General features: G+C 69.9%; 3 protein-coding genes and 1 pseudogene. All 4 read left to right on the forward strand.

The window, feature by feature from the left end; all coding sequences use genetic code 11:
- On the forward strand, positions 1–297 hold a 297-nt coding region (locus AC3WT0_RS19725; protein ID WP_492755113.1), incomplete at its 5' end, for a zincin-like metallopeptidase domain-containing protein.
- Between the two features lie 138 nt (positions 298–435).
- Positions 436–2,550: a ParB N-terminal domain-containing protein gene (locus AC3WT0_RS19730; RefSeq protein WP_492755114.1), complete on the forward strand. Its 2,115-nt coding sequence runs from the start codon at positions 436–438 to the stop codon at positions 2,548–2,550.
- Positions 2,551–2,715: 165 nt separating this feature from the next.
- A complete protein-coding gene (locus AC3WT0_RS19735) occupies positions 2,716–2,919 on the forward strand; it encodes a DUF6117 family protein (RefSeq protein ID WP_492755115.1) in 204 nt (67 codons plus the stop codon).
- An 82-nt stretch (positions 2,920–3,001) separates the two neighbouring features.
- Positions 3,002–5,215, forward strand: a pseudogene (locus tag AC3WT0_RS19740) (strawberry notch-like NTP hydrolase domain-containing protein); the annotation flags it as partial.
- Between the last annotated feature and the right edge of the window lie 59 nt (positions 5,216–5,274).

Below are 5,274 nucleotides of genomic sequence, written 5' to 3' on the forward strand. Positions count from 1 at the left end.
TTTGGGCAGTGCTGGAGGCAGCCGATGGTTTTCTTCCTCGAACCCCGGATTGGGGCTGGACTGTCAGGATATGTCGCGGAGATGGCCGGCGCGTTCGTCTGCGCCTCGCTCGGCATCGCGCCGACCGTGCGCCACGCCGACTATCTGGGTTCCTGGCTCGAGATCATGCGCGAGGACAGCCGCGCCATCGTCCGCGCCGCCAGCGCCGCGTCCAGGGCATCGGACTTCCTCCTCGCATTGCGGGATGCCGGGCCGGGCGAGGCGGATAGTGCGGCCGGCGCGCGCCTGGCCGCGTGAAGGCGACCGAGGGCGCTGCCGGGATCTTCGGTCGCGCCTTCCGGCGCCGGCCGGCAGAGCAAGAGGGGAGCCTTCGGCTTCGTGACGGGCTCGAGCGCCGAGAGAGAGTCTCCCGGCGGCCCGTCATGGAGACTGACCATGGCCAAGAAACCTTCCCTCAAGCTCGTGCTGAGCCCGTCGCGGGACATCCCGTTCGACAAGCTCGTGCTGAGCCAGTCGAACGTGCGCCGCGTGAAATGCGGCGTCTCGATCGGCGAGCTCGCCGAGGATATCGTCCGGCGCACGCTCCTGCAGAGCCTCAACGTCCGGCCGCTGCGCGACGAAGCCGGTCAGGAAACCGGCATGTTCGAAGTGCCCGCCGGCGGGCGGCGTTTCCGCGCGCTGGAGATGCTGGTCGCGCAGAAGCGTCTCGCCAAGGATGCCCCGATCCCCTGCATCGTCCGCACGCCAACTGGCGACGACGCGCCGACCGCGGAGGAGGATTCGCTGGCGGAGAATACCCATCGCCTCCAGCTCCATCCGCTCGACCAGTTCCGCGCGATGCAGGCGCTGGTCGACCAAGGCTCGGACATCGATGCGGTCGCCGCGCATTTCATGACCACGCCCGCGGTCGTCCGGCAGCGGCTGCGGCTCGCCTCGGTCTCGCCCAGGCTCCATGAAATCTATGCCGAGGACGGGATGGCGCTCGACCAGTTGATGGCCTTTTCGGTCAGCGAAGACCATGCCCGCCAGGAACAGGTCTGGGAGCTGGTCACCCAGAGCTGGAACAAGAGCCCCGCCTTCATCCGCAGCCGGCTGACCGAAGCGACGGTCCGTGCCACCGACCGCCGTGCGCGCTTCATCGGCATCGATGCCTATGTCGCGGCGGGCGGCGCCGTCCTGCGCGATCTGTTCGAGGAGGATGGCGGCGGCTGGCTTCAGGATGTCGGGCTGCTCGACCAGCTCGTGATCGAGAAGCTGGGCGCCGAAGGCGAGCGGATCGGCGCCGAGGGGTGGAAATGGGTCGCGGTCGCGATCGACTTTCCCTACGGCAGCACCGACGGGATGCGCGAGCTCGATGGTGTCGAGGCACCGATCGGCGAGGACGAACAGGCGCGGATCGATGCGCTGAAGGCCGAGGGCAATGCCATCGAGGCCGAATATGAAAACGCCGCCGAGATTCCCGATGCGGTCGAAGCGCGCGTCGAGGCGATCGACGAGGAACTTGCGCGCCTGCTCGAGCGGCCGACGCTCTACGAGCCCGAAGAGATGGCGCGGGCGGGCGTGTTCGTCAGCCTCGACCATGACGGCGCGCTCTATATCGAGCGCGGGTTCGTCCGGCCCGAGGACGAGCCTGCCGTCGAGCCCGGCGGCGGCGAGGAGCCGGACGGTTCGGTCGCCGATCCCGAGCTAGAGCGCGCCAGCCCCGCGGCCGGCGGCGCGATCGTCATCGGCGCGGGCTCGGACGACGATGATGAAGGCGATGTCGTCAAGCCGCTGCCCGACCGGCTGGTGGGCGAGTTGACCGCGCATCGCACGGTCGCGTTGCAGGATGCCATTGCGGGCAATCCCGCCACGGCGTTCGCGGCGGTGCTCCACGCCATGGCGCTGTCGACCTTCTATTTCGCGAGCCGGGAATCCTGCCTCGGCATCGCCGTCAGCCGCGCCAGCTTCCCCGACCAGGCGCCGGGCCTGCGCGACAGCCCGTCCGCCCGGTCGATCGCTGCGCGGCATGACGCATGGAAGGCGCGCCTGCCCAAGGCCGATGCCGATCTGTGGTCTGCGCTGATCGCGCTGGACGGCGAGGAGCAGGCGGCCCTGTTCGCACATTGCGCATCGTTCGCGGTCAACGCCGTCTGGGAACCGGCGCCGCGCTACGACAATGGCCGCGTCTCCGCGCACACCGTCCAGCGCCGGATTGCGCACAGCGATGTGCTGGCGCGGGCGGTCGGGCTCGACCTGGTCGCCGCCGGCTGGAAGCCGACCGTCGACAATTATCTCGGTCGGGTGACCAAGCCGCGCATCCTCGAAGCGGTGACCGAAGCGAGGGGAAGCGAGACCGCGGGCCTGATCGACCATCTCAAGAAGGGCGACATGGCGCGCGAGGCCGAGCGGCTTCTCGCCGATGCGGGCTGGCTTGCCGAGCCGCTGCGCACGCCGTCGCTCGAGACGGGACCGGCGGACGCGGTCGATGCCGAAATCCCGGCATTCCTCGAAAGCGAGGAAGGCGCCGAGGGTCACGAGGGCGAGGAATACGCGATCGCCGCCGAATGACACCGCACCGGCGGACGGGCCATGCGTTCGTCCGCCGGCACCTCCGGGAGGCCCGGCATTCGTGCGGGGCCTCTCTTCTTGTGGAGCCCATTCCCATAAGCATCCCCGATTTCGCGCGCTAACTTCGACACCCTGCTGCGCGCCGCTGCCGACGGCGCGCTCGCGCTGCTCGAATGCGCCGACGCTGCGACCGGCGAGCCGCGCTACGTCCTGTGCGCGGTCGGCCGCGATGGCGACGACTATGTGATGACCCCCTTCGGACATCTCGCGCCCGGGGGATCCCTACGCGGCATATCGCCCGCCGACCTGAGCGGTGCGGCGGCGCGAGAGCGAGAGCTTGGCCGGGACGGAGCGAGCGTGCCCGGGTGAGAGAGCGTCCGGCCGCTTGCTCCGTTCCGCGCTCTCCCGGAGACTTTCCTTGGACAATCCCGTTTCGACGGCCCGCTCCGCGGTGCCGGACCCTGCCGCGCCCGCTTCCGCCCGCATCGCCGCCGCCGCGCGCGCCCTCCTTCCCGAGCTCGAACAGGGTGGCCCTGTCACCGCTGGAGCGCTTCGCGCAGCCATGGAGGACGCTTTCGGTGGCTCGGACGCGGCCGGCCTGTGGGACTGGAAAACCGCCTATGACGCCGGCGAGGTCGCGCTGATCCTGTTCCTGCGCAGATACGGGAAAACGATTCTCCGCAAGTCCGCATCGCCACACACCGCGCTTGCCAGATTCGAGGCGCTCGCGCGGCTTCTTCCCAGTCATACCCGCCGATCCGAGACGAGCCAGGCGCTGCAACAGTTCAGCACGCCGGCCGGGCTCGGGTTCGTCGTCGCTGCGGTCGCCGCGATCCGTCCAGGCGATCTGGTCCTGGAACCCTCGGCGGGCACCGGGCTGCTCGCCATCCATGCCGAGCTTGCGGGCGCCCGGCTCGCGCTCAACGAACTCGGCGAGGTCCGTTCTGCCCTGCTCGCGGAGCTGTTCGCCGGCACGGCGGTCACGCGCCATGACGCGGCGCAGCTCCACGATCATTTGCCGCCGGCAATCCGCCCGACCGTCGTGCTGATGAACCCGCCCTTCTCCGCGGTGCCGAACGTGGCGCGCACGATGCGCGACGCGGCGATGCGGCACATCGCCTCGGCGCTCGCCCGGCTCGAGCCCGGTGGGCGACTGGTCGCGATCACCGGCGCGGGATGCTCGCCTCATGTGCCGGCATGGGCCGACGCCTTCGCCCGGCTCCAGGAGCATGGCCGCATCCTCTTCTCAGCGGCCATCGACGGCAGCGCTTACGCCCGCCACGGCACGACGACGGAAACGCGGCTGACGGTCATCGACAAGGTGCCCGCTCCCGATCCGCATCGGTTTCCGGCATCTCCGGGCACGGCGCCCGACACCGCCACCTTGCTGACCTGGGTGCTCGGGCAACTACCCCCGCGCGATCCGGAGTCGGTCGCGATGCCGTGTGTGCAAACGGCATCCGGCGCCGGACTCGCATCGCTGCGCGCCGCCCGCCTGCCTTCCGGTCGCTGCGAACCGATGGTCATACCCCCGGCCCGCGAAACCCCGGATAGTGTCGAACTCGGCTATGAAGCGCTCGACTGGGCACCCGCGCCCGAGCGCCTGACCGAAGGCCTCTACGAGCCCTATGCGCTACAGTCGCTGCATATCCCGGGCGCGCGGCCGCACCCGACCCCGCTCGTCCAGTCGGCGGCGATGGCGTCGGTTGCGCCGCCCCGGCCGGGCTACCGGCCGCACCTTCCGCCCGCGCTCGTCGAGCATGGCACCCTGTCGGACGCGCAGCTCGAATCGATCATCTATGCCGGCGAGGCGCATGGCGGCCTGCTGTCCGGCGCCTGGCGCGTCGATGCGACCTGGGACGTGGTGATGGCCGCGCCCGAGGACGCCGCAGACGCGGTACGCTTCCGCCGCGGCTGGTTTCTGGGCGACGGCACCGGGGCGGGCAAGGGCCGGCAGGTGGCGGGCATCCTCCTCGACAATTGGCTGAAAGGCCGCAGGCGCGCGGTCTGGATCAGCAAATCGGACAAGCTGCTGGAAGATGCCCAGCGTGACTGGTCGGCGCTCGGGCGGGAGCGGCTGCTCGTCACGCCACTGTCGCGCTTCCGGCAGGGCGTGCCGATCCGCTTAAGCGAAGGCGTGCTCTTCACCACCTATGCGACGCTCCGCTCGCAGGAGCGCGGCGAGAAGGCCAGCCGCGTCCGGCAGATCGTCGACTGGCTCGGCGCGGATTTCGACGGGGTGATCGTGTTCGACGAGGCGCATGCGATGGCCAATGCCGCCGGCGGCAAGGGCGAGCGCGGCGACCAGGCGCCGTCGCAGCAGGGCCGCGCGGGTTTGCGGCTCCAGCACGCGCTGCCCAACGCCCGGATCGTCTATGTGTCGGCGACCGGCGCCACCACGGTCCAGAACCTCGCTTATGCCCAGCGCCTGGGGCTGTGGGGCGGCGAGGATTTTCCGTTCGCCACGCGCCAGGAATTCGTGACGGCGATCGAGGACGGCGGCGTCGCCGCGATGGAAGTGCTCGCCCGCGACTTGAAGGCGCTCGGCCTCTATGCGGCGCGCTCGCTGTCGTTCGACGGCGTCGAATATGAAGTGCTCGAACACCAGCTCACGCCCGAGCAGGTGCGGATTTACGACGCCTATGCGGGCGCCTTCCAGATCTTATGCGCAGCTGCGCATAAGATCGATTATCACGAGGTCGCGATAATGTGAAGGAACGCGGC

Source organism: Sphingomonas sp. EU05-FHT14C10 (assembly GCF_058790595.1).

Excerpts from the sequence above, each read along its gene's own strand:
- AC3WT0_RS19730 (WP_492755114.1), top strand. The coding sequence starts at position 436 with ATGGCCAAGAAACCTTCCCTCAAGCTCGTGCTGAGCCCGTCGCGGGAC.